The following is a 25,956-nucleotide window of genomic DNA, read 5'->3' on the forward strand; positions in this document are numbered from 1 at the left end:
CAGCATTTGATTGGAAACGCCAAAATAGCTGTTAGTGCTTTATTGCAGTACGGATGCCACATTAATAGGGGCTGTCCCATAAGGTCGTAAATGACCTTAGGGAGCCCCTATTCTCTGGAATTTTTTAATTATTTCAGGAACTCTGCTCTGGATAATCCCGTAGCCTTCTCAATCATTTCAATGTTTATTCCTAATGATAGTAGGTTCTTAGCTGTTTCAAGTTTCCCTTCACGCAAACCTTCTTGCAGGCCTTCTTGGATACCTTTCTGCAGGCCTTCTTGGATACCTTTCTGCAGGCCTTCTTGGATACCTTTCTGCAGGCCTTCTTGGATACCTTTCTGTAAGCCTATCTGCAAGCCTATTCGCTCGCCTTCCTCGATACCCTTTTTCATTCCCGACCGTTTAGCGGCAGACATAGCGCTGTTATGCTCAATTAGCGCTTCCTCGCGGGCTTCATACAGACGTAACGTCTCTTCATCGCTGCTTAACCGAAGCAGGCGTTCCTCTGCAGACTTAATCGTTGAATCCATCGCGATCAACTCCTCTAATTGTTGTTTAGTAACCTTCTCATCTAGAAATAATAGCCAGCGGTGGAGCGGATTATTCAAATCATGCTTCGTACTGCGAAATTTGGGACACTCGAGGAAATGGACTTCCAGAACGTCCGTCAGCATGAAATCCCGTGTGGTATCTTCATATAAGTGAAATGTGCTGTGGAATTGCGTGAGCGGTAAATAAGAGAAATCTAAAATATTTATGGCAACTGTTTTCTTTAAGAGCTCGTAATCGTGCCCCTCTTTAATGGAGCTGACGTACATTTTTCCCAGATAGAAAAGGGTGCGTTTATCCATGGCATGCTCGCGTTCAATTTGCACTTCGAGATCGATTTGCTCTTGGTCTGCCGTTTCGCAGCGAACATCAAGGCGTCCGCTCTTGCCATCGATGACCTCTTTGACCAATTCTTTGTTTTCAATGACCGTCACGTTAACGATCTTCTTTTCATCCACAGGATGAAGGATCGCGTTTAGTAAAGCAATGAGCAAGTGTTTACTTTCGTTCTCTCCGAATAGCCTCTTGAATAGAAAATCATTTTTTGGTTTCAGCCGGTGAGCGATCATTGGTTTTCTCTCCTCAGTATAACATCATCCATAGTTGATGTGCAGAACATGAAAAAGCCGCTATGTTCTTCCCAAGTCAGGGGAGAACATGCGGCGTGTGCTTCACATCCGAATATGGTTTTCGTGGTTTATTGTAGCAGTTGTCAATTTTCATATCAAGGCTAAATTGACCATAAAGGACGTTCTAGAATTGTTGGAATCGGAATATTGTTTAAAATTCATATGTATGAATTAATTATTCATATGAAAAATATTTAATAAAGGAGTGATAAACAATGAAGTCGGAAAAAGTATGGGGAAAAATAAAACGATTTATTTTTTTATCCATGTCGCTTTTGACAGTCTTCTTTGGGACTTCTTATGCCAGCGCATCCGGAACCGGATCATTCGAAGTAGGAGGCTTTTGGCAGCCGCCTATCTATGTGGGAGCAGATTATAACACCAATGCGAATTGGACAAATATAGCTGCTGCTAACATTGATGTCATGACGGGAGTCAGGATGTGGGCGGGTACGATGAATAAGGCTGCTAACGAAACCGGCATTGCCAACAGTTATGCCAACAATGTAAAACTCCAGGTATCAGATGAGAATATAACAGGTAAACTTGTATATTCTGCAGTTGATATCGCAGCCTTGCAAACGGCTCTGACCCCTTATAAAAACGATTCGCGTGTGACAGGTATTCATATCGTGGACGAACCGACGGCCTATCAGATGGAAGGCTTCGCCAATGCTTATAAACAGGCTAAGGCATTTGCTCCTAACATTGATTACTATGTCAACATGTTGCCTAACGTAACGGATGAAAGAGTTCAAGCACCTTATGGTAAATTATTTCTATCCAATTCGGGCGCTCAAGGCAGCAGCTCTAGCGTAACTTCGACTCATAGTTTGGGGCAGACGATTACGATACCTGCAGGCACCCAATATCTTGATGGAGTTGACCTGTATATTGATGCGACCCAGTGGTCCTCGAGTGAAATGTTGATCCTAAGACTTTGGGATAGTCCGGCCAAATCTCTTCTCTTGAGTGAAGCGCTCGCTCTCGGGACTGGTAATAACAAGGACCCGGATTATTATCATTACTTTCAACTAAGCAAAACAGTAACGCCGCTATCCACGTATTACCTGGAGTTGGTTCATACGGGGGGAGGCAATAATTCAATTGGCGGTATTTCACGTTCCAGTACTAATGTCTATATGGGCGGCGCTGCTTATGAGAATGGCGTTGCCCAATCGTATGATTTCTTTTTCAGGCTGTATACCACTCGCGATAATCAAGGCTCGAATTATGAGAACTATTTAGATGATTGGATTCAATATAGCGGAGCGAATTATATACTCTATGATAATTATAATTTTCTATTTGGTTCATCCGATAATCCAAGTTACTTTCAGAATGCAGAGTTAGTTCGCAGCCGGGGTTTGGCTAATGATGTGCTTTACGGCGGATTTGTGCAAAGCCTCGATGGCGACACAAGGACTGTAACGATGGACATGATGAGGTGGAATGTTTATACCTTATTGACCTATGGATCCAAGAAACTGAATTGGTATACCTATTGGCGTCCGGATCCAAGCTCGTCTTTTATCGGAACCCCTGTCGATGACGATGGGACACTCCTTCCCCGCTATACTCAAATTCAGACGCTAAACTCTGAGATGCGCAAGCTTGGAGGAACGCTGAAGGATTTGACTTCCTTGCGTGTATATCATACAGGGACTACACTTCCGCTGGGTACGAAAGCTCTGCCGCCTAATTTTTTTGTCAAGCCGACCGATTTAACGCAACCGATAATTATTGGCTACTTCACAAACGCTAGTGGCCGCAAATACGTCATGCTAACCAATCGAGATTATACTGCGAGTAAAACACTTAACTTTAATTTCAGCCCGAACCCGGCTTTGATCACGGAAATATCCAAGACAACCGGTTTGGAAGTAAGTGTAGCCGGCTACAATTCCGCAACAGGAATAATGAATATTACCCTCAGTCCGGGTGAAGGACGTTTGTTTGCCATGCCAAGTGGATTTTCTCCGAATCTTAACTTAGCCACCGAAGCAACAGTGACTGCCACAAGCTCCTTAGAAAGCTCGAATACAGGATGGGGCAAGCAACTGGTAAATGATGACCAACGCAATACAGTTGCGGGTGCTCTAGGATGGCAAAGCAATAGTAATGTTGCTGCTAATCACACCGAATCTATTACAGTAGACCTAGGCGTTGCGACTACAGTTGGCGAGGTCGACTTGTTTCCGCGCAACGATGCAGGAAATGTCGGCAACGGGTTTCCGATTGACTTCACAATCAAAGTTGCAACAAATTCTTCTGGTCCGTGGACGACGGTTGTAACAAAAACAGGCTATCCTCTACCCGGGAATATCAGTCAATGGTTCTCATTCACCCCCGTAACAGCAAGATATGTGAAGTTTGAAGCAACGAATCTAAGAGTTAATGCCGGTGAGTACCGTTTGCAATTAACCGAGTTTGAGGTTTATGCTGCCCCCAATTATGCTAAAGGTTCGCTTGTAACCTCGACAAGCTCCGTAGAAAATGCGAATTGGGGTGTAGCTAAATCAGCCGATTTAACGCGAAATTCGGTAACCGGATTAATGGGCTGGGCCAGCAATAGCAATGCGGGCATCAATCATACGGAATCTATTTCGTTCGATATGCAAACGACGAGAACGATCAGCAAGGTCGATTTGTATCCAATTAACAATATTGGGAACGTAGGTTCAGGTTTTCCGATTAATTTTACGGTTCAAGCAGCGGCCAATTCCGGAGGTCCTTGGACGACGGTTGTCACCCGAACGGGATATGCATTGCCGCCTGGTTTAGTGCAGAGCTTCACATTTGGCGCACAGTCCGCTAGGTATGTCAAAGTGGTGGGAACAAGCCTGAGAAAAATTACATCTGAGCCAGGCCAGCCCTATCGCATGCAGTTTGCCGAGGTTGAAATTCACTAGAAGTCAATAATCGTTGGACAATTTTATTGGAATTGGATAAAATGAGGGGGGATTCACAAATGTGAATTCAATTCGGTAAAAGGGTGATCAAATTGGAAAAAAATTCTCCAAAAGTTAAGTCCGCCGACCGTGTTCTTGATATTTTTGAGCTTTTTACAGGTGGAACAGACACATATAATCTAACGGAAATATCCAAAAATCTCAAAATGCCTCCAAGCAGTACCTACGGTATATTACAAAACATGCTAAATCGCGGATATTTGGAGGTGGATAAATCAGGGAAGCAATTCAGAATTGGGTATAAGCTATTTATGATCCAAAACAGATATACTCAGGGCACAAGCCTGAGCGATGAATTTTATCAGATTGCCGAGAAAATAGTCGATGATCTCAACGAAACGGTAAGTTTGTCGGTTCGGAAGGACAATCAGCTTCATTACATCGGAGAAAAAGTGAGCTCGCAAGCTTTGCGCTATACACCGAATCAGGGAGATGCGCTTTCGCTGCATGCTACTGCATCCGGGAAAATATTGCTGGCCAATCTAACGATAGAGGAACTGCGGGTGCTGTATCCGACGAATCAATTGGATCAGGTCACTGATAAAACCATAAGCAATTTTGACGATTTGTTAATCGAGTTGGAGAAAGTAAAAAGTACCGGGATAGGCTACAATATTGGTGAAACTGTAAGCGGCGTACATTGCTTGGCATGTGGAGTATATGATCAGAATAATGAGGTCGTTGCGTCAATTAGTATTTCCATGCCAACAGTGCGGATTACTGATGCTACTTGGGCTAAGGCCCATTATTGGATGGAACGTGCAAGCTTTGAACTCAGTCGCAAGGTTTACAATAATATCAGCCGAACTCATGTTAATGAAATATTTTCTCCTGTTTGAGAGGCTTTCGCGTTAGACAAAGAATGTTCGAATGGAATCCTAATCTAATTTGGAATAACCTGAATTCGGTATATATCTCAGGTTGTTCCAAAAAATATTTTAAATGATCGATTATTTGTGCTTTTCCCCTGTTGTCCATCCGATTAAAACCCTCATATTGACTATTGCTGGCTCTTCAAATTTAGTATCCCTTCATTTAAATTCATATTTGAGAAAAAAATTCACAAATGAGAAAAAATCATTGACACTCAAATTGCGGTAACTTACAATACAACTAAATCAGCAATCTATATTATATCGCCTTGCATGTAAGCGTTTTTTTTTAACTTGCAAGTATGAGATGGGGTTTTCTATCATGACAACTGAAGCGATCAAGATTAGCGAAGGAGGAGAAATCACAGCCGTAATATTGTTGGCTCCTGATGCAAATGCTCAAACGTGTCACGCAGCATCGATGCTTGCAAAATATTTACAGCGGTCTACAAGTGGGCAAATATTTCATTTCATCACAACGGATTTACATATACCGCATGAAAAAAAACGTATTTATGTTGGTGTTATGGATCCGGATATCAAATTAAATGCGGAAAGCGCACTCGATGGATTGGGAGATGACGGCTTTGTCATTTATCCGCAAGGAAACAGCATCAGTATTATCGGAAATACTTCATGGGGTACGGAATTCGGAGTACTTGAGTTTCTGGAACGATATGTTGGCGTTTGTTGGCTGATGCCAGGGCCTGATGGGGAGGAGGTTCCGCATCATACCGATATCTCAATTCCAATTGTCATCATACGGGACACACCCCAATCTATCTCGAGACATTTCTTCGGCACGGATAAGCCGGTTACTAGCAGTGAATGGGCCAGACGAAACAGAATGCATGATACGATTCAGTTCCATCACAATATGTCCGAATTATTTGACCCTGAAATTTATGCGGATCATGCTGAGTATTATCCGGATGGAGTATTGCCGAATCATCCTGATAATTGGCAGCCTATCATGAACGACACAACGGCCAATGCGGCGATTCAGCGTATCATTACTTATTTTGAGATGAATCCAGACAAAATTTCTTATTCTCTTGGCATTAATGACAGCCAGAATTACTGTGAAGCTAATCCTGCTCACCCATTGTATACGGGTAAAATAAATTCAATTGGTTATTTGGATATGTCTGACGTTTATTATCCGTGGATTAACAAAATTGTTGCGGGAGTCACCGAGAAATTTCCTGATAAATATTTCGGACTGCTGGCTTATTGGAATGTTTACGACCCGCCAACAAGTGTGAAGCTTCATCCTCGAATCGTACCTTACATCACGGATGATAGAATGTCTTGGATAGATCCCGTTAAGCGGCAAGAAGGACATAACCATACGGAACGTTGGAAGAAAGCGGCGGATCATCTTGCGTTCTATGAATATCTGTACGGCACTCCCTATTGTGTGCCGCGAGTATATATACATAGAATGGCTGAGAACTACAAATACGCAAGGGATGCTAACGTCATTGCACATGTTGCAGAACTGTTTCCTAATTTCGGAGAAGGACCAAAGCCATGGATTTCAGCAAAGCTTCAGTGGAATCCCGGTCTGGACGTCGAAGACTTACTAAGCCAGTGGTATATCCGAACAGTTGGAATAAAGGCGGCCCCATACTTGCGTGAATATTTTGAATATTGGGAATGTTTCTGGGAAACACGTATTTTTAAGACGAAATGGTACCGTAAATGGGCAGATTCCGCCATACGATTTAATTTTCTTGATTTGTTTGATTCCAGTTATTTGCAAGCAGTGACAGACGATGACATGGCAAAGAGCCGCAGGTTAATGGAGAAGGTCGTCTTACATGCGGAAACAGACGCGCAGAAGAAACGAGCTCATCTGCTTATGAGCACTTTCGAATACTATGAAGATTCCGTGCTGAGCTACATGAGAAATAATAGCATCCCCTGCCCGATAAATAATCGGGAAGCGGTGGAGCTGTTATTGGATAATAGTCACAAAGTATCAATAGCTGAGAGGAGGCTGCGCGGATTAAAGGTTCCGCAGGGCGATCCGATACTCGTTCCACCTAGTGACCTTTTCTCCTTCGATGGCGTTTGGATATGGCGCGGTACCGAAAGAGCTTTATCTTCCTGCTTTGCGCAATGGCTTAAGCATACGTCGGATCCTGAGAGGTTCATTCAACAGCTTAAACAGTACGGGAGCAATGAAGAGCAAACGGACTTACGAAATTATGCGCGGTTTATGTTAGCGGAGTTAGATCACGGTGAGAATCTACTGAATAACAATTCGATTTGTTTTGGACCTGCCACGAACACACCCAAAGAAACAATCAAATGGGATTGGTCAGAAAATGCATTAACGAAAATCCGCACCGGCATATGCAGGTTACAAGAAGTTCGCTTGGAACCTGGCTGTTATGGGGTAGTTATCAGACTGAATGTTACGGAAGAGATGGCATTGGACGCGACTATCAATTGGTATTATCAGATTGCCAATGACCGAGATGAGATTGTCGATTATGTCATTACAGGCAGAATACCATTATTGACAGGCAAAGGCGACGAGATCACTTTAGAAGCGATGTTTGAAATTGCGAGTGATAAATGCAGAGTTCCATTGGCATTTCAAGTCTACGAGATTAAGCCGGATGAACAGCTGGATTTGGAAATAGCTCATATAGCAGTGTATAAGCTGAATTAGTTCTGGTCTACCCGTTTATAGTAATCATTCTTAACTAATAACAAAGGGGGTCCTCATAAAATGAAAACGACTAGAACGGCTCGAATCTCCATTCTATTAATTATCTGCTTAATTTCCTTCTGTTTCAGTTCATTATGCGGCGCAGCATCTTCGGCAAGCGTGAATACTGTCAAATATTCCGATTCCAAAGCGGTAAAAGGCGACTATATAAAGGAAGATGAAAGTAAATCACCTAAAAAAGAGAGCAAACCACCTAAAAAGAAGAAGATCAAATCACCTCACTCGTTAACTATTGTAGATTCAGGTGAAGCCGACGCAGTTATTCTGGTGAGTGATACTGCAGACACGCAAACATTGGAAGCAGCTGATTTATTAGTCAAATATATTAAGAAATCGACAGGTGCAGAGCTTGATATTCACACCATTGGGGATGTCGGGATACCGAGCGGAGGTACTCATATTTATGTCGGGGCCATTGCTCCGGGCAGCGAGTCGGGTGTCAATAACCTGCTGCTGAATTTGGGTACAGACGGGTTTGTTATCTATCCTCAACACAATAGCAAGACGATCTCTATTATTGGGGCCAATTCATGGGGAACGGAATTCGGTGTAGTTGAGTTTCTAGAGCGGTACGTAGGCGTACGTTGGCTGCTTCCCGGTCCAGATGGTGAAGATGTGCCGCAGCTATCGGATCTTGTCGTACCCCCCGGAAGCGTTCGGGACCAGCCTGCATTTATTTCCAGGAAATTTTTCGGGATAGAAAGCCTTGCAACGAATGTAGAGTGGTCAAAGCTGAATCGCATGCATGATACCATTCATTTCCATCATAATTTGAATGTATTGTTTGATCCCGCCAAATTCAGCGATCACCCTGAATATTATCCGGGCGGTGTTGTGCCGACCAGTATACATGGCTGGCAGCCATGTATGAATGATGCGACCGCCGCAGCTGCAATTGTTCAAATAAATGCCTATTTCGCGGCCCATCCGGGTGAGATATCCTATTCATTAGGCATTAACGATAACAGTAACTTCTGCGAGGCGAACCCGTCGAACCCTGATTATCCGAATCCGCCTAAATTGAATTCACTTGGCTATTTGGATATGTCGAACGTTTATTATGCGTGGGTCAATAAGATCGTGGAAGGTGTTCTGCAACAATATCCGGACAAGTATTTCGGACTGCTGGCTTACTGGAATGTTTACGAACCTCCAACAGATGCAAATCTCGAGCTGAATCCAAGAGTCATTCCTTATATCACGGATGATCGGCTTTCCTGGAATGATGAAGAAAAGGCAGAAGAAGGGCATCAGCTCACGGAGGACTGGTCTAAGAAGGCAACCGGCTTGGCTTTTTACGAGTATCTATATGGTTTTCCATATGGAGTTCCGCGTTTCTATCCGCATGTCATGGCCAAAAATTATCAATATTCGTTAGCTAACAACGTCGTTGCGCATGTTGCAGAGTTATTTCCGAACTTCGGTGAGGGACCCAAGCCTTGGTTGTCCGCAAAGCTTCAGTGGAATCCAAACCAAGATGTGGACGCGTTGTTGAATGATTGGTATGTGAGGGCAGTCGGCGAGGAAGCTGCTCCGTATTTGAAGCAATACTACGATCACTGGGAACAATTTTGGTCAGAGCGGATATTTTCCTCGGAATGGTATTTGAACTGGGCCAATTCTCCGAACCGTAACAATTTCATGAACCTCTATGACTATATTTATCTGGCTGAAGTAACGGACGAGGACTTGTCCTTAAGCCGCAATTTAATGGAGCAGGTGGTTGAGCATGCAGGAACAAATGCTCAAATTACCCGTGCACAGAAGCTTCTTAGCACATTCGAATATTATGAGGCTTCATCGCTTAGTTATATGCGCAAGTCCAAGATAGCGGCACCAACGTCGCTACAGCAAGCGTTGGATATGCTAACCGAATTAAGCGTTGCGATGGAGATGGCCGACAAGCAAACCGAATTGAATCTAGCTTCGAAATCAGATCCCATTCTTTATCTAACGAGTAATCCAATTAAAGGAACCTTCGGATGGAATGGAACCCAACCGGGCTTGTTCTCCTCGTTATTGTTATGGCTGGAAACTGCACCGTCAATTGAAGTAAATTCCTTTAAGACGAGTCTCACTTCTATCGCACAAGACGGTGAACAACCTTATTTGAAGGAATATGTCTTGCTATTATTAGCGGTAATGAATGATGCTCCTAATTTGGTTAAGAATCCATCCTTTGAGATCGGGGAAGCGGGCGATCCCAAAGAAGCCTGGAACTGGAATCATTGGCAGAACGAAGCAGAGGGCGAATTCATTAGAACTTCAGATTTTAGCCATTCTGGCAACCAGAGTATTGAAGTGAAAGGCGTAACTGCAGTTGGAGGACTTGCTCAAAATGTTCCCCTTAAACAACCTGGTAAGTATGGAGCGCTGCTGCGTTTCTATGTACCGGAAGACTCCGTGACGAAAGGGACCATTCAATGGTATATCAACTTACGGGACATCAATAACAATATTGTCGATAGTGTGATTACGAATTATATGCCGACCTATGCAAACAAGGGTAAATGGGTGACAATGGAGGCCATATTCAATGCTCCCGCATCCGCTGTGACTGCTGAGTATGGTCCTCCGATATGGGGCATGAAATCCGGAGAGAAACTCTATATGGATGACATGGCATTATATTTGTTGGACAGTTCAGCGGTCGATCCCATCCAGGTAACCTCTGTAGAAGCGCAGCAAGGCGCTATTGAAGTAGGATTCGATCAACAGCTTGCATCCGAACCGCTGTTGGCGGATTTCACAATTACGCAAATGCAGCAAATTATTAACAATGGAAAACCTGTTCTATCTTCGGTGAAAGAAATAACGCCGACAGCCCTATCATGGGATGAGTCAACCCATACGGCAAGCTTGTCAATCCCCATACCTTACTCTTCTTATGTGGAGCAAAGTATTATCTACAGTGTATCTTATCAACATCGTACGGCATTACTGTCAAATCCGGTTAATTTGGCTGCTGCAACGAATTTAACTAATTTGTTACAGAATGCATCTTTCGAAACGGGTGATGCACCATGGTGGCTGTGGAAGGAAGGGGTCGACGGCACATTAAGCCGCAGCAGCGCTGTAAAAAGAACGGGTAATTATAGCCTTGGGCTCGATGGCGTCTCCTTCGTGGGCGGGCCGATTCAGACGATAGCTGTAGCTCCGGGTTTATACGAAGCAGTAGCTTATTATTATACGCCTGAAGGTTCCACGACCGGGGCTACAATCCAATGGGGGCTTAATTTGCGGGATCAGAATAATGCAATTGTCAGCAGTGTGGTGACAGGAAAAGAGGCTGTAGCTGCAAGTAACGGTAGTTGGAGAATGATGGAAACTATATTTGAGGTTACAGCGTCGGTTACTCAAGTGCAGCTTATTTTCCCGACATGGGGTCTGCAATCCGGAGAGAAGCTATATTTGGATGATATTGCTTTATACAGGCTGGATGCTCAGGCGACTAAGGTCGCATCCGTACATGCGGAGCAGGGCACAATTGAGGTTGCGTTTAATCAAGCCCCGGCAGCAGCACCTGAGTTGTCCAGCTTTAATGTCAAACAACAAACCAATAATGGTGAGGCAGTAGAAGTGACTCCAACCGCAATGGTATGGAATGAGAATACATTAACGGCAACCTTGAAGATTCCCAAGCCCTACGCAACTTCAGAGGAGAAAAGTATTGTTTATCGTGTCTCCTATGAGGGAGGAGCCTATATTGAAGCAGATCCATTTGTTGTAGAAGCAGCAGCGAATTTATCAAATTTGGTGCTGAATCCCTCCTTTGAAAATGGTGATGCACCATGGTGGTTCTGGAAGGAAGGGGCTAACGGCACAATAAGCCGCAGCGGAACTGTTACGAGAACGGGTGACTTTAGTCTTGAGCTCGATGGCGTTTCCTTCGTCGGCGGACCGATTCAAACGGTCGCTGTCGAGCCGGGTGTATATGAATCTGTATTTTACTATTATACGCCTGCCGGTTCCACCACCGGAGCTACGATTCAGTGGGGCCACAACTTGCGGGATCAGAACGGTGCAATTGTCAGCAGCGTGGTAACCGAGAAAGAATCCATAGCTACTAGCAGCGGCAGTTGGAAGAGAATGGAGCTTGTGTTCGAAGTTACAGCGCCGGTTACCCATGTGCAGCTTAGTTTCCCAACATGGGATCTACAAGCCGGAGAGAAGCTTTATCTGGATGATATTGCATTATATAAGCTAGCAGTACCGCAAGAGTAGTTCGATTTTATTTACTGATATAAAATTATTTCACTTACGTGAAAGAGTTATTGACATCGATTTATGTAAGGGGTAATATCAATTTGACTAAACGTGAAAACAATTCATATCCGTGAAAACGAAAATATGCGGGTTGCTACAATGCAATTGTGAATTGGATAGCGAATAGATCAAACACATTAAATTCGGGGGGCGTCAAAATGAAGGTGTCGATGAACAAAGCCTTAAGCATCATAGTGAGTGTGGTTATGTTGTTAACAATCGTAATCGGTTGCAGCAACAACAATGAGGCTGGAGAAAAAACAACTGCGCCATCGAATAATGCTGCTTCATCAGCGCCAGCTAGTGAAGAAACCAACGTGTATCCGGATAATGGATTGTCTGCAAAAGTTGAAGTAAAGCTCAAGCTCGGGTTTTGGGAAAACGGATACGGTCGTGAATGGATTGATAACGCAATTTCAAAGTTCACGGAAAAATATCCGAATGTGAAGTTTGATGTGACGTATTCTCCCAAAATTATGGATCTAATTAGCACAAAAATTGCCGCCAAAAACGATGATGACATGTTTGACATCATTTCGCCGGCATTTAACTCCAAAGCAGAGAAGGTTCAAGTCATTCAAGCAGGATTGTTCGAAGAGGTAACGGATTTATGGGATCGCGTTCTACCGGATTCGAATGGGCGTACTTTCCGTGAACTTGTCCCTAAAGGCACATTTGAATTCGCGGAACAATATAATGGGAAGTTTTACGAAATTCCGATGGGAGGATCAACTGTCGGGTTGTTCTACGACAAGGCGCTGTTCGAGAAAAATGGCTGGAATGAAAATCCGAAAACCTGGGAAGAATTTCTCCAATTGATGGCGGATATTAAATCCAAGGGAATTATTCCAATCACATATCCTGGTGTATATCCTTCGTATCTATCGTTCGCATTCGGAATCAAACAGTTTGAGATTGCGGAGAAAAACGGCAATTTAGAAGAGTTTACCAAAAGATTCCGGAAGAGCGAATTGCCGATCTATACTTCAGTAGAAAACAAGGAGATTTGGACGCGTATCTACGAGATGGGGAAACTAGGGTATTTCCCTCCAGGAGTAGCGGCACTGAATCATACACAATCTCAAATGCAATTGTTGCAGCACAAAGCGGCGCTTGGGGCAACAGGCGATTGGGTTCAGAATGAGATGAAGGATTCCATTCCGGACGGTTTCAAGTGGGGCTACATGGCGATTCCGTTCAGCAGTACGCCGGGAGATACGATATGGATTGAGAACTACATTGGAGCCGGCGGCATCATGATTTGGAAAAATAAAAGCGATCTGATTAAGAACTGGGCCAAAGAATTTATTGTATTCCTCTTGAGTAATGATATTCAGGCTTATAATAATAAGTCAGCCGGGATTTATCCGATTCGCAAGGACTTCCTGGACAATCCGGACAATATTAAGGAAATGCAGGATGCACCAAAAGCCATTATGGAGTTTTCTAAGAATAACAACATACAGCTTGGATTGACTTCGAAAGAAGTCATCATTGAAGGTCCTATTGCTGCCCAAGCGGATAAGTTGGCAACAGAAATGATTAATGATGCTGCGTCCGGCAAGAAGGATCCTCTACCTGTTCTGGAAGAAGCGGAAAAGTTGATAGAGAGGGCCGTTAAAGAAACGGCTAAAAAATAATACCATTATCTCGGGGGAAGGAAGCAGGATATTCCTTCCCTCTTGTAGTTTCGATCATTTGGAACAGTGTGAAAGGAGACTCAACTATGGCATCGTCTGAAACTACAAGAACAACTCATAAAGGGTCTTTGATGAAAAAGAGCGATATGCAGAAACGGTTGTTTGTACTCATCGCTGTTTGGCCCTGTTTTATTGGATATCTGCTATTTAATCTATATCCGAATATCGTTTCCGTCTACTATTCGTTGATCGATTGGAATGGGATTTCCGAAGCGAAATTCGTAGGTCTATCCAATTTTGTATCCATGTTTCAGGATGTTTTTGTTTGGCGTGCGTTGTATCATAATTTGATTCTAATTCTGACCATTCCTGTTTTGACAGTATATATTTCACTTATTCTGGCGTATCTGCTCATAAACAAAGGTTACCTCGAAGTGAAATTGTACCGAATTCTATTTTTTATTCCTAATATATTGGCCGTTATCGTTATCACCTTGCTGTGGTCTTTTATATACGACGGAAGCTATGGCATATTGAACGGGTTATTAAAAATTATCGGAATCGATATGAAAGAATATTATTGGTTAGGTGATAGGAGCACGGCGCTTTGGGCCTTATTACCGCCGTTAATTTGGAGCGGCGTGGGCTTATATGTCGTCATTTTCATGAATGCAATGAAGAGTATTCCTCCCTCCCTGTATGAAGCAGCAGTTCTTGAGGGAGCATCCCATACGACGAGACTATTTAAAATTACCATTCCATTACTTAGCCCCATTATTAGGGTTGGAGTTTTGTTTATTTCACTTGGGGTATTTAAGGGATTTGAGTTTATGCTGATCTTGACGAATGGCGGTCCGTCCGGGTCGACGGACGTTATTGGACTTTATATGTTTAGTATGGCTTTCGGCAGCACGTCGCATAATTATGGTTATGCTTCGGCCATCGGGATGTTTCTATTCGTTATTCTAATTGCCGTGAAATTGATTACCGATAGAATTGGATCAAAGGAAAGCCTCGAATACTAATTTTACTGCGTATTGAAAGTAGGGGACAGATTGAAGGTAAATGAGCGAACGATAGGTGACTTGTTGTGGAGAATTATTTTATTACTCTGGGCGCTTACCATCATCGTACCATTGCTGTGGGTGCTGTATGAGTCCTTAAAGACGAACCAAGAATTTTTCGCCGATGTATGGGCTCTGCCTCGGAAGTGGGCCTGGGTTAATTACAAAAAGGCATGGGTTTCATATGAGCTTGGTTCGACAATGCTGAACACGTTATATTACGTTGGCGCTAGCTTGGTATTAGGCACTTTTCTTACGACAATTAATGCATATGCTCTTGTTCGACTACAATTTAAAGGACGCCAGCTTATTTGGTCAATGATCATGCTCTCTTTGTTCTTGCCTGGCATTAATGCATTGATTCCTCAATATGTACTTATGCGGGATTTGCATATGCTTAATAGTTTGACGGGTCTTATCCTATTGGATAGTTTGGGCGAGAGCGTATTTTTTCTGATGCTGCTCGGAGGATTCATGCAGTCACTGCCTAAAGAACTGGAGGAAAGCGCGTTTATGGATGGTGCTTCGCTGTTTCAAACTTTCATGCGAATTATTGTCCCATTGTCCACTCCAGGCATCGTCACAGTTGCTATATTCAAATTCCTAGGCTTATACAATAATTTTCTGGGGCCGTTTATCTATTTAAGCGATGCCAAGAAACACACAATTGGGGTGAAGATGTATCACGCAAACCAGATTATGCAATATAAATCGGATCTGGTAACGTTATTCGCCGGTGTCACAATTGCTATGCTGCCAACCCTTATTCTTTATATTGTATTCCAGAAGAAAATAGCTGAAGGAGCAACATTGGGAGCGGTGAAAGGTTAGCAATTTTCAGTACGGGAGGCGATACGACATGAGTTCATTGCAATTGCAAGACAAGGTGATTGTTATAACAGGAGCTTTAGGTGTAGCTGGTCAAGCAGCCATTCAACTGTTTTTGGCCAAAGGCGCGACGATCGCTGCAATAGACATTAAGGAAATTGAAAGCTTTCCAGAAATATATGGCCTGACTAAGAAGTATGGAACAGACCGTTTCGCTTATATTGAAGCCGATTGTACGAATGAAGACCAAGTAAGGGATGTTACCAAACAAATACACAGTCAATTTGGCCGATTAAACGGCTATTATCACAACGCGTATTTCCAACCTTCCAAATCTATAGCGGAAATGTCTTTGAATGAATGGGAACATTCATTAAGGGGAACGTTGACCAGCGGATTTCTCATTTGTAAATATGCTGCACCGTACATGATTGCCTCCGGAGGAGGATCAATCGTGAATACTTCTTCCATTTTGAGCTCTAGGCCTAGGGCGAATAATGCGGCATATGGTTCAGGTAAAGCCGGTCTTGAGCAACTAACTCGTATTATCGCGTTGGAATATTCCGCATATGGGATTCGAGCGAATGCCATTGTCCCGGGCGATTTCAAATCCACGTTGCAGTTAGCGGATTTGGGGCGCGAGCATATCGATGGAATGAAAATAGAGTCGTTGGTTGGTAGAAGCGGGCATCCGAATGAAATTAATGAAGTAGCCGCGTTCTTATTATCCGATTTATCTTCGTATGTAACAGGATCAATCTATCCGGTCGATGGCGGGCTTTGGATATGAGATATCTACAGAGAACAACAATTAGACGGAGGCAACCTTATCATGAATGAGAACCATACAGCATCACGGCTCGCTCCCAAGCCTTTTTCCAGTTCGTCCCGGACGGACTCTTGCCTCTATATTTCCGGGCAGGGTGGACTTGATCCCTTAACTGGTGCTGTCGTGGGTTCCGATATTGAATCTCAGACTGTTTCGACGATGGAGCATATACGCAGAATATTAATCGAAGCCGGGTCATCCTTGAAGGATGTCGTAAAAGTTAATGTATATTTGACGGATCGAGGCCTATATAACGAGTTTAATGAGGTATACGCTCGTTTCTTCGAAGCGCCTTACCCTGCGAGGACGACGATCTATTGCGACCTGAATTATGATTTGTTAGTTGAAATCGATGCAATTGCGGTGGCTGCGTTAAAGAATAATTAATACACAAATGTGCTAATTAAGAGGGATTCATACGAAGGAGTTACGTAAAGTGAGCGAAAAGGTGATTGCAGTCGCTGGCATATTTCACGAGACCAATACCTTTGCACCCGGTCAGACGGGAGAGGAAGCGTTTCGCGAGGAATGGGTTTGTGATCTTGAACAATTCGTTAATGACTATAGCGGCACGCAAACAACCATGGGAGGCCTGATTGACGCAGCCGATAAATGCGGGGTGAGACTGAGTCCTGGTTTATATACGGCTGCATTGCCTAGTGGAATTGTGAAGGCTTCCGTGGCCGATTTACTATTGGACGCTATTATTGAATCTCTTGATGTAAGTGCGCACGGATTAGTATTAATTATGCACGGGGCGATGGTATCCGAGAATTATGATGACTTTGAAGGGGAATGAGAATCTCATGCTGCAGCCATGGCGGCTCCCTTCATTCTTATATCGGGTAAGAAGCAGTGGCTGCAGGGATGGGGATGATTATGGAGCAGCAGGATTACATGACCATGACTTACCGCGGAAGAGGACAAGCATTGGCCAAGGGTCTAAGGTAGATCGGTAATCTTATACCTTGCAACGAGAAAATACGCTATGAATCGTACATTTTTTGGAAAAGCCCCGTTTTTGGGGCTTTTTTGCTATAGTTTTAGATAGAGGTTTACTAAGATCGGAGTGAAATTATAATGTTAAAAACAAACTATGGATTCAGCTATATGGATGAAGCAAAACAACTGATGGTCATTCGAAAAATCGGTTGGGAAAGTACGACTAACGAAACTTATCGTTGGGATGGATTAACGCGAGGAGATAAGTTCGTGGTCTTTCAGTATACGCTTTCGGGAGAAGGGCATTTGGTGTACGAAGACAAACACTTCACGATACCGAAGAACCACGGGTTTTTCGTCAAAATTCCGGACGGACACCGATACTATTACCAATCGGAATCCAAAACACCATGGGAATTTATTTTTTTGGTCGCTGAAGGTGCCCATGTTTTTTCCTACTGGAATGAAATTATCGAGCGTAATGGTCCTATCATGATCCTCAAGCCGAATTCAAAACCTATAACGATCCTTTGGGAAATGATGCAGGATGTTCAAAATAAAGTCATGCTTGATAAATACGATATCTCCGTCCGCTTATACGAGTGGATAGTTAGTTGTTTGCGTTTTATTGACGGAAAGCCCGATTATGGCCATGTCATACCCGAGGCTATAATCAACGCTCAGAAGTTTATGGAAGAGCAGTATCATCGGGTTCTGACGCTGGAAGAAATTGCGGCAGCTGCTAACACATCTAAGTATCACTTTTGCAGGCTTTACGTCAAATATACAGGAGTGACGCCAATCAGCCATTTAACCAAGATTCGCATAGAAGAAGCAGCTAGGCTGCTCCGCGAAACGAAGCAATCAGTTGCGAAGATCGCCGCCTCTACTGGTTTCGAGAACAGCAGTTACTTCGGTAAAGTGTTTCGCAGAATGATTGGCACCTCGCCGCAGCAGTTCCGAGATGCCAGTGACGACCTTCCCGCAAATCATATCTTCATAGATTAAAATATTGAGCAATATTGTTAGAGTTCAATGAAAATATATTGCTATTTACTCCCTATGAATAAGGGATTATGATTATGACCGAAAAGGGAATGAGAGCAATTATTTCATGTGGAGGTATGTTTATATGTTGAGAATTGCCATGATCGGAGCAGGTAGTATCGGGTTTACTCGTAGATTAATCATGGATATGATGGCTGTTCCGGAATTCCGCGATACGGAATTCCGCTTAATGGACATCGACCAGGAGAATCTGGAGATGGTAACGAAATTGAGTCGGCATATGCTCAAACAGAACGGTTTGGATTCGGTGACGATCCTCCCGACAACGAGCCAGAGGGAAGCAATCAAGGGAGCGGATTATGTCCTTTGCCTGGCACGCGTAGGGGGGCTGGAAGCTTATCGGCATGATGTCGAAATCCCATTGAAATACGGAGTCGAGCAATGTATCGGAGATACTTTGGGACCTGGGGGAGTATTCTTCGCCTTGCGGACCATTCCCGTGCTGCTCGATATTGCTCAGGACATGCGAGAGTTAGCCCCGAACGCCTTGTTGCTCAACTATTCGAACCCGATGGCTATGAACACCTGGGCTGTACGTCGCGCTGGCGGCGTCAGAGTTCTCGGACTTTGTCATGGTGTGCAGCACTCACATGAGCAAATCGCCGAAGCACTCGGATTTCCGTTGGATGAGGTAGACCAGATTTGTGCGGGCATCAATCATCAAACCTGGTTTGTCAAGGTAACCCATAAGGGAGAAGATATGCTGCCTCGACTATTGGAAGCATTCGAGAAACATCCGACATTACCACAGACTGAGCCGTGTCGAATAGACGTGCTTCGGAGGTTCGGTTACTATTCCACCGAATCGAATGGACACTTGAGCGAATATTTGCCTTGGTACCGTAAGAAAACGGCTGACATGGACAAATGGATCAACTCCGATGTATGGATCGGCGGAGTGACCGCAGGATATTTGGACTATTGTCTTAATCGTAATGAAGAATATAAAGAGATGTACCCCAAATGGTTAAGCGGCGAATTGGAGTCTATTCCACTAGGACAACGCTCGGAAGAACACGGTTCGTACATTATCGAAGCGTTGGAAACTGGTCGGGTATACCGGGGTAACTTCAACATCGAGAATCGTGGTCTGATTACCAATTTACCGGACAATTGCACAGTCGAAGTTCCATGCTACGTCGACCGGAACGGGATCGCGCCAACATGGATCGGTGATCTGCCGCTTGCCTGCGCAGCAACCTGCCGAGCCAGCATCAGTGTGCAAGAGATGGCGGTAGAGGCTGCTTTGACAGGGAATCGAGAGCTGGTCAAGCTTGCTATTCTTCATGATCCGTTGACCGCAGCGGTTTGTAGCACGGAACAGGTATGGAGCATGGTCGATGAAATGCTGGATGTGCTTGCTCCTTGGTTGCCCCAGTTCAACGGAGAGAACCGTACGTGGAAGGACATCCCTCAGCCGCAAGATAACTATTACCGATTCATCAAGGGTGCGGAGACTGGCCGCACACGTATTGTGCCTCTGTAATTTTATAAATCTATGCAGTTCCGCTCGGAATACGAGAAGATCGCTTCCGAGATTTATATTTTGGATACGCCGGGGGCCAGCACGGCCAACCTGCGTTCGCTGGCATTCAAGAACATACCGAGGCCGATGTATCCGTTCGATGAATCATTCGAATGGACCAGCGCACCTTCGGAGAAAGGTGGAGGGCGATGACGACGGAAAAAACCTATGAAAGCCAGAAAGTACGCAAAATCAGCTTCGAAGGCGACGCGCTCCGAATGTCGATGGACTGGAGCGTCGAAGACCTGGACAAAATCCAGGTACTGGTGGAAAGCACCGCAGGCTCCAGTCATCCGAGCTCGTACCACTTGGGCGAGCTCGCAGCCGAGATGGAGAAGGGCGTTTATCAAATGGGAGGCAAGCCGGCGATATATACGGCGACCGATATTTGCGACGGGGTGGCGCAAGCCCAGGTGGCAGAAGCCGGCCGGATGCTGGCGGCGGCGCAGAGCCTTTCCCGCCGCGAGACGGCGTTCGATCTCGAAGGGGCGTTCGTTTTTCTAGCCTCGCAGGACAGCGATTTTATCACAGGTCAGACGCTGAATGTCGACGGCGGCTGGATGTTACATTAGGAACAATCGATGGTTGATCTGCATAATAGAGACAGCTTCCTGCTGGTTGCTGTCTCTATCTTCTATTTTTTTGAAGAGAATTATTTTGCGAAAATGGAGGGAGAAGCCATGTTCACCATACTTATTGTTGATGATAATAAATCGGACCGGATCGGCATTAAAGGCTTAATCGATTGGGAGCATCTCGGTATTGAGGTGGTTGGACTTGCCGTCGACGGTTCGGATGGATACAAGCAAGCTTTGGATTTACAGCCTGACTTTATTTTGACGGATGTGGCCATGCCTGTTTTGGACGGATTGAAAATGACGCAGAAGATCAAGGCGGAGCTTCCGGAGACGAAGTTTATTTTTATGAGCTGCTTTGATGACTTCGATTATGTGAAAGGCGCAGTGAATCTAGAGGTGAACGGCTACATCTTAAAACCGATTGACTTGACCGAATTAAACGAGGCTCTTCAGAAGGTTAAACAGCTGAAGCAGTTTGAATTGGACAAGGAGCAGAACGAACATAACCTGCGAAGACGCATTCAAGAAAGTTTGCCGGTTCTCCAGGAACAGCTGATCCGGGATCTCCTGACTGGAAAATTCGAGCACGAAGCCGACATCCAAGAACGGATGAATTACTTGGGCATGAAATGTCCGCAGGAATGTTACTCCGTCCTGTTCCTGCAAATTGACAACTATGAAGCGTTATATGCGGATATTACGACCGAAGAAAGGCATTTCATGATCTATAGTATACAGAAATGCGTTGAAGATACGATCTTGAACGAGATTCCCGGTTATATGACGAGTCAGACTTATAACAGCGTTGCAATCATCCTTTTTGTTCAAGATACCGAGAGTGAGGAAGGGTTCAACGGAATCGTCGAGATAGCGAATAGATGCAAGGAAATGGTAAACAGCAAATTGAGCTTGCAAATTACGATCGGGATCAGTGATGTCTCCGACAACCTCAAGCATCTGTCCGGTCAGTTCGAAGCGGCGCAATATGCGGTCAAATCGAAGTTTTACAGCAGCGGCAACCGGATCATCATGGCCTCAGAAGTCATAGATCCTGTAGAAGACTTTCAATATAATCATGCAGACATCAAGCGTAAGCTCGAGTTGCTGCTGGAAAGCAGTGAACATGCGGATATCATCGCTTTTATCGAGGACTGCTACAATGCGAAAGTCCGTTACCCCGAGACGTATATTAAGATTATGACCTATTCGATCATCCATAATATACAGACGATTTTGCTAGTCCGGAATGAAAGCTTCGGCACGGTATTCGGTAGTGAGCTCGTTGTGTGGGACAAGCTTCAGCGCTTCGAAACCCTCGCGGACATCAAGCAATGGCTGATCGACATTCTGGAGACGGTCTGTACGTTTGTGAATAAGGCGGAAAGCGGGCGATACCGGAAGGTAGTCGACGATATTAAAGCCATTATCGATGACAAATATGCCGAAATCGAGAATGTGAGTCAAATCGTCAATTCGCTTTACATCAGCGCGAGTCACGCCAATTTCATCTTTAAACAGCAAACAGGACAAACGATATTCGACTATCTGATCATGAAAAGGATGGAAGTCGCCAAAAAGCTTTTGTTGGATCCATATATGAAAATTTATGAAATCGTTGAAAAAACAGGGTACAAAAGGAATTCGTATTTTACATCCGTCTTTAAGGAGTACACGGGAGTTACGCCCAAACAGTTCAGGGAAAAACATACGGTGTAAAGGGGCTAAGGAACGATGCTCAAACAAATATGGAACTCGTTTTTTTCGGCCTCCTCTCTCAAAAACCAAATATTCCGGAATCTGATTTTGTTTACGACCCTTCCTTTTATCATCATCGCAATTTACATCTATGTATATTCCAGTCAGAAGAACGCGAAAGCGGCCGATGACGAGATCAGAGATAAACTGAACGGCTCCATCCAGTCGATCAATGAAACGCTGGTTAAGTATATCGATAAAAGCAGCTACATCATTACGAACAGGTACCTGATCAAAAATATTCAGAAAGACTATTCGAATGATCTGGAACAAATGATGTATTTTCTCGACAACGTAAGCGCCATGATTGGAGAGCCGTATTCGGATAATATCAAAAACCCCTATATTGTGCATGCCTTTAATGAAACGTTGTACGAAGGCAAATTTGTCGAAGGAAGCGGTTCAATACAAAGGAATGAAACAGTGGACAAGGTGAAGAAATTACCGGCAACGGAAATTGCTTGGGAACCGGATTTGACAGTCAAAAATAACTTTAGATACGTGACATTTTACCGAAACATCGTTGATTTCAACAGATCCGTAGCGATTCTGGAAGTCAATATTCCCTTTCAGGCGATTGAAACGGGAATGGGCGAGATCGGAAGTCCTGAGAAAGGATTGATTTACTCCACAGACGAAACCGGACGCTTGCTGTATATGAATAACCGGACGAGTACGGGCATAACCGACATACGCAATGTTACCCCGAAACATTATAAAATGGTTAGCGGTACCATTAAGAGCGGCTATACGATAACCGTTGCCTTCCCCAAAAGAGTGCTTGATATGAAAAACCTCGAGACTTTTGCTTTACTTATTTTATTCTTTGTATTCTATATAGCGGTCACGCTTCTGGCTTCCCGCATAACGACACAGAAAATGACCAGCAGCTTGGAAAGTTTTATAAGTAAGATCAAAAGGAACGATCATTTGCTGCTGCAGGAAGACTTGATTCAAATCAAAGGAAACGACGAGTTATCCATCATCAAGCAGAAATTTAAAGAACTGGTCAGTCGGATGAATGAAATGTATAAGGAAATGGTAAGCGTAAAGCTGGAAAACAGTTCTATGGAAATGGAGCTGCTGCAAGCTCGAATTAACCCCCATCTGCTGTACAATTCCTTATCTGTAATCAAATGGACCGCTTTATGGAACAAGGACCACAATACGGCACAGATCATCGATGCGATGACGAAGTATTACAGGACAGCCCTGAGCAAGGGGAACAACATTATCAGTATCGCGTCGGAGCTGGACATGATCAAAGAATATGTAACGATCATCCGATATGCTCATTCCTCCAAGTATGAGCTTCATATCGATATGCAGGAAGGGATTATAGACTTCTACACATTGAAGCATCTGCTCCAGCCCATTGTAGAAAATTCGGTCCTGCATGGACTGAATGGGCAAGAAGAAGATGCCCGGGTCACCATCAAAGGTTATAGGGAGCAATCGGATATTGTATTTGAAGTAATCGACAACGGACGCGGGATGGAACGGGAAACCGTTGAACAAATCCTCAATTTGAATTTCACGGCAAGCTATGGGGGATATGGAATTCGAAACGTGATTAAACGAATCCATGCCTATTATGGCAACGACTATGGGATCCAAATCGAAAGTGTTATCGGCAACGGAACTAAAGTGACAGTCAGAATTGAGGCCTTGGTCGAAAATCAATTGAAAGAAAGATTGCAGTCCTCTCTAACACTCCAATAAACCGTCATATAGTGATAAGTTTCAGCAGATTGGAGTCTCGTTATCGCATTTGCAATTTTTTATAATGAGAGTACTTTCCAAGAAAAAATCAACTATAGAGGGTGTGTGGATGGGGCTTATTCATAAAGTAAAGCGGTACAAGTTTTTGTACGTCCTCCTTTCCGGAGCATTGATCTGGACGCTTGTATTTTGTTACGTGCCCATGCTAGGGATTGTCATGTCGTTTCAGGATTTCAACATTTTTAAGGGATTCTTTGGAAGCGATTTCGTCGGCTTCAAACATTTCGTAACGATCTTCACGGATCCGGTTTTTCTGAAGGCGATCGGCAACACTCTGTTATACAATTCGGTTATCCTTTTTCTGGGCTTTCCTTTGCCGATCATCCTTGCACTTCTATTTAACGAGCTGAGGGGCGTGTTTTTCAAGAGAGCAGTTCAAACGATCAGCTATCTTCCGTATTTCCTGTCGTGGATATCGGTTGTTGCATTGTTCTACGCTTTTTTTGAAATGGACGGTCCATTTAACGATCTGAAAGTGATGATTTTCGGAGAGCAAATCGAGCGGACGAACATTTTGATGGATCCGGACAATTTTCTCGGCATCCTGTTCTGGTCGCATATTTGGAAAAATGTCGGGTGGTCTTCGGTCATCTTCCTTGCCGCAATAGCATCGATCGATTCGCAATTGTATGAGGCGGCCGTTATGGACGGGGCCGGAAGATGGAAACAGGTGCTTTATATTACAATACCGGGAATTTGGCCGACGGCCATGATTATTTTCATCCTGTCGTCCGGCAGCCTTGTTTCTTCCAACTTCGAGCAGGTTTTCGGGTTTCAGAATCTGTATACGATGGAGCAGACGCAAGTTGTCAATACGGTTGTGTATAAACTAGGCGTACAGCAGGGCAATTATTCACTTGCCACCGCATTTGGTTTGGCGCAGGGGGTCGTATCCTTCCTCATTGTCTATGTTGTGAACATCATTACGAAGAAATTTAGCAATATCGGCATTTGGTAAAGGAGAAGGCGATGATCAGACACAAGAGCGAACGTATTTTTAACGTTATCAATATCATTTTTATGCTGTTATTATGTGTTGTTACCTTGTATCCCTACTTAAACCAGCTTGCTGTTTCATTGAATGACGGTAAGGATACGATTTTTGGAGGAATAACGATTTACCCCAGGGAGTTCTCTTGGGTAAATTATGCAACCGTGTTTTCGAATTCGGGTTTTGTGACCTCGATCATTGTCTCCGTATTGCGAGTGCTTGCGGGTACGGTTCTCGGATTATTGCTCATTACAGGTGCGGCGTATGCAATTGCGAAGAAAGATTTGCCTGGAAGAAACTTCTTTGTATTCTTCTTGATCATTCCGACCTTTATCTCAGGCGGACTAATCCCGATGTATATCCTTTATAAAAATTTGCATCTGATGAATCATTTCTTAGTTTATATTCTTCCAATGGCGTTCGTTTTCTACTATATGATCATTATCCGTACCTATTTGCAGTCGCTGCCGCCAAGCCTCGAAGAGTCTGCGGTCATCGACGGCGCGAATGAAATGCAGATACTATTTCGAATAATGATACCGCTTTCAATGCCGGTTATGGCAACCGTAACCTTATGGCTGGCCGTTGCCCACTGGAATGACTGGACCAGCTCGCTTTATTTTATAACGAAGAAAGATTTGTTCACCTTGCAATATGTCATGTACAAAGTGGTCAAAGAAGCTGAACTCATTAATGAAATGATGGTTTCAAGTGCAATGACAGGCAATGGGGGAAGTGCCCAACAAGTGAGCGTAACGCCCGAATCCGTCAAAGCGGCTACCATCATTGTCGCAACGCTGCCGATTGTTACGCTGTATCCGTTTCTACAGAAATACTTTATCAAAGGCGTTATGATCGGGGCTGTCAAAGAATAGTAAAGCTCGGATAATACACATCATGTGTTTATCATAATAAAATGACAA

At 44.0% G+C, this 25,956-nt stretch carries 18 protein-coding genes; 17 read left to right on the forward strand and 1 reads right to left on the reverse strand.

All coding sequences use genetic code 11. From position 1 onward, the window contains the following. Window positions 1-128: 128 nt before the first annotated feature. Window positions 129-1,118: an Rpn family recombination-promoting nuclease/putative transposase gene (locus K7P76_RS18565; protein WP_232186801.1), complete on the reverse strand. Its 990-nt coding sequence runs from the start codon at window positions 1,116-1,118 to the stop codon at window positions 129-131. Between the two features lie 275 nt (window positions 1,119-1,393). Here K7P76_RS18565 and K7P76_RS18570 point away from each other — a divergent pair, with 275 nt between their 5' ends. The 17 genes from K7P76_RS18570 (at window position 1,394) to K7P76_RS18655 (ending at window position 25,908) form a co-directional block, all read left to right on the forward strand. Continuing rightward, window positions 1,394-4,090: a discoidin domain-containing protein gene (locus tag K7P76_RS18570; RefSeq protein WP_232186802.1), complete on the forward strand. Its 2,697-nt coding sequence runs from the start codon at window positions 1,394-1,396 to the stop codon at window positions 4,088-4,090. Window positions 4,091-4,182: 92 nt separating this feature from the next. Beyond that, on the forward strand, window positions 4,183-4,989 hold the full coding sequence (locus K7P76_RS18575; RefSeq protein ID WP_232186803.1) for an IclR family transcriptional regulator: 807 nt from the start codon (window positions 4,183-4,185) through the stop codon (window positions 4,987-4,989). Between the two features lie 355 nt (window positions 4,990-5,344). Then, window positions 5,345-7,705 (forward strand): DUF4838 domain-containing protein, encoded by a 2,361-nt coding sequence (locus K7P76_RS18580; protein ID WP_232186804.1) that lies wholly within the window; start codon window positions 5,345-5,347, stop codon window positions 7,703-7,705. A 60-nt stretch (window positions 7,706-7,765) separates the two neighbouring features. Then, window positions 7,766-11,989 (forward strand): DUF4838 domain-containing protein, encoded by a 4,224-nt coding sequence (locus tag K7P76_RS18585; RefSeq protein WP_232186805.1) that lies wholly within the window; start codon window positions 7,766-7,768, stop codon window positions 11,987-11,989. Between the two features lie 200 nt (window positions 11,990-12,189). After that, the gene (locus tag K7P76_RS18590) at window positions 12,190-13,671 is read left to right on the forward strand and encodes an ABC transporter substrate-binding protein (RefSeq protein ID WP_232186806.1); all 1,482 of its coding nucleotides are present in this window, start codon (window positions 12,190-12,192) and stop codon (window positions 13,669-13,671) included. A gap of 86 nt (window positions 13,672-13,757) precedes the next feature. Beyond that, on the forward strand, window positions 13,758-14,696 hold the full coding sequence (locus K7P76_RS18595; RefSeq protein ID WP_232186807.1) for a carbohydrate ABC transporter permease: 939 nt from the start codon (window positions 13,758-13,760) through the stop codon (window positions 14,694-14,696). Between the two features lie 30 nt (window positions 14,697-14,726). Continuing rightward, window positions 14,727-15,566 (forward strand): carbohydrate ABC transporter permease, encoded by an 840-nt coding sequence (locus K7P76_RS18600; RefSeq protein ID WP_232186808.1) that lies wholly within the window; start codon window positions 14,727-14,729, stop codon window positions 15,564-15,566. A 28-nt stretch (window positions 15,567-15,594) separates the two neighbouring features. Then, entirely contained in the window at window positions 15,595-16,353 is a 759-nt protein-coding gene (locus K7P76_RS18605; RefSeq protein ID WP_232186809.1) for an SDR family NAD(P)-dependent oxidoreductase, read from the forward strand. A gap of 42 nt (window positions 16,354-16,395) precedes the next feature. Next, window positions 16,396-16,779, forward strand: a complete 384-nt coding sequence (locus K7P76_RS18610) for a RidA family protein (protein ID WP_232186810.1) — start codon at window positions 16,396-16,398, stop codon at window positions 16,777-16,779. A gap of 49 nt (window positions 16,780-16,828) precedes the next feature. Then, on the forward strand, window positions 16,829-17,191 hold the full coding sequence (locus tag K7P76_RS18615) for a M81 family metallopeptidase (protein WP_232186811.1): 363 nt from the start codon (window positions 16,829-16,831) through the stop codon (window positions 17,189-17,191). A gap of 281 nt (window positions 17,192-17,472) precedes the next feature. After that, window positions 17,473-18,342 (forward strand): helix-turn-helix domain-containing protein, encoded by an 870-nt coding sequence (locus tag K7P76_RS18620; RefSeq protein WP_232186812.1) that lies wholly within the window; start codon window positions 17,473-17,475, stop codon window positions 18,340-18,342. A 124-nt stretch (window positions 18,343-18,466) separates the two neighbouring features. Then, the gene (locus K7P76_RS18625) at window positions 18,467-19,888 is read left to right on the forward strand and encodes an alpha-glucosidase/alpha-galactosidase (RefSeq protein ID WP_232186813.1); all 1,422 of its coding nucleotides are present in this window, start codon (window positions 18,467-18,469) and stop codon (window positions 19,886-19,888) included. A 188-nt stretch (window positions 19,889-20,076) separates the two neighbouring features. Next, window positions 20,077-20,499 (forward strand): SDR family oxidoreductase, encoded by a 423-nt coding sequence (locus K7P76_RS33170; RefSeq protein WP_304518411.1) that lies wholly within the window; start codon window positions 20,077-20,079, stop codon window positions 20,497-20,499. Between the two features lie 108 nt (window positions 20,500-20,607). Then, window positions 20,608-22,221: a response regulator transcription factor gene (locus K7P76_RS18640; RefSeq protein ID WP_232186814.1), complete on the forward strand. Its 1,614-nt coding sequence runs from the start codon at window positions 20,608-20,610 to the stop codon at window positions 22,219-22,221. 15 nt (window positions 22,222-22,236) lie between these two features. Next, window positions 22,237-23,982, forward strand: coding sequence for a sensor histidine kinase (locus K7P76_RS18645; RefSeq protein ID WP_232186815.1), 1,746 nt, complete (start codon window positions 22,237-22,239; stop codon window positions 23,980-23,982). Window positions 23,983-24,091: 109 nt separating this feature from the next. Beyond that, window positions 24,092-25,000, forward strand: coding sequence for an ABC transporter permease (locus K7P76_RS18650; protein WP_232186816.1), 909 nt, complete (start codon window positions 24,092-24,094; stop codon window positions 24,998-25,000). An 11-nt stretch (window positions 25,001-25,011) separates the two neighbouring features. Next, window positions 25,012-25,908: a carbohydrate ABC transporter permease gene (locus K7P76_RS18655; RefSeq protein ID WP_232186817.1), complete on the forward strand. Its 897-nt coding sequence runs from the start codon at window positions 25,012-25,014 to the stop codon at window positions 25,906-25,908. Window positions 25,909-25,956 lie beyond the last annotated feature (48 nt).

The sequence above is a fragment of the Cohnella silvisoli genome, from assembly GCF_021190915.1.
In the GTDB taxonomy this organism is placed as follows: Bacteria; Bacillota; Bacilli; order Paenibacillales; family Paenibacillaceae; genus Cohnella; species Cohnella silvisoli.